General features: G+C 60.1%; 1 protein-coding gene. It reads right to left on the bottom strand.

The window, feature by feature from the left end:
* The coding region (locus BG57_RS30900) for a hypothetical protein (protein ID WP_035971122.1) at positions 1-961 on the bottom strand (961 nt) is incomplete at its 3' end.
* Between the last annotated feature and the right edge of the window lie 128 nt (positions 962-1,089).

Raw genomic sequence — 1,089 nt, 5'->3', positions numbered from 1 at the left:
CGTTCAAACGGCCATGCTTGCCCGAGGCCACACGAAGATTAGGCGACGTGACAACATGGAACCGCGAATCCGAATCAAGCGCCGCGATAGCAGCATCGAGAAAGCCCGTATGCAGCCGTAGCGCGTTCGCATTCGGATCGACAGTTCCGGCACCCAACGAGACACCAAGACGCCCACCGAGGATGCTTGCAGCCAACTGAAAGCCAGTCGTCTTCTCGTTGTCGACGCTGACCTCATAGACCCACGCACGAATCGCCACTTCGCCCGTCGCCACATCGACCTTCGGCAAAACCTTTTTCAGCATCGCAATCTCGCGGGCCGTGCCCAGGAACACCATCACATCCGAGCTTTGATCGACCATGGCCGCCGCAGACGAAGGCGGAACGTTCCCGGTAGCACGCGAACCAGCAGGCGCAGCAATGGCCCGGTTAGTCGTAAACGAACCGGACACGAGCGGCTGAACCAACCGAGACAAGTAGTCCGCGCTTCGATATTGCGGCGTGTACACGAAGACATCGCGCTCCGGCTCGTGCTCAGTCTCCTTGACTTCCTTCCGCTTGAACACGTAATCCACGCCGTCTTTCGTCGTCACGCCAAAGCCCAACGAATCTAGGAAGTTCGACAGACCATCCCGAATGTCGCCCTTTGTACGGTCGAACCGAAACGACACGTTACGCGTATCGGCCAGCACCTCCGGCTCGATCACATACGGCGTCTGGAGCATTTCCGCGTAGATCAGATCCACCACCTGAGCGACGTTCACGAACCGCAGATCCACCTTCTTCGCATTGCCCATCCTCAGCGGGCTAATCGCCGCGACTTGCGCCCCCGGAGACAGCGGCAACGGTGGCGGCAACGGCTCCGTAAGCGCCGGCACAGTCGGGATTGGAGGCACCGCCGGCACGGCAGCAGCCGAGGACAAAGAGAACGCCAGCATCGCCAGCATGAGCAGCTTCTTCATTTCGATCCCCCGACAGGGGACGAGCTCGTGCCCTTGGCCCCTGAAAACGTCGTGACGCGTTCCCCATCGACCGAACCCGACTGAGCCGCGCCGTAATTCTGATAATTCGACGGACTATCCACCCTCAG

This window comes from Caballeronia grimmiae (genome assembly GCF_000698555.1).
Taxonomy (GTDB): domain Bacteria; phylum Pseudomonadota; class Gammaproteobacteria; order Burkholderiales; family Burkholderiaceae; genus Caballeronia; species Caballeronia grimmiae.
This window is presented reverse-complemented; position numbering and strand designations above follow the sequence as displayed.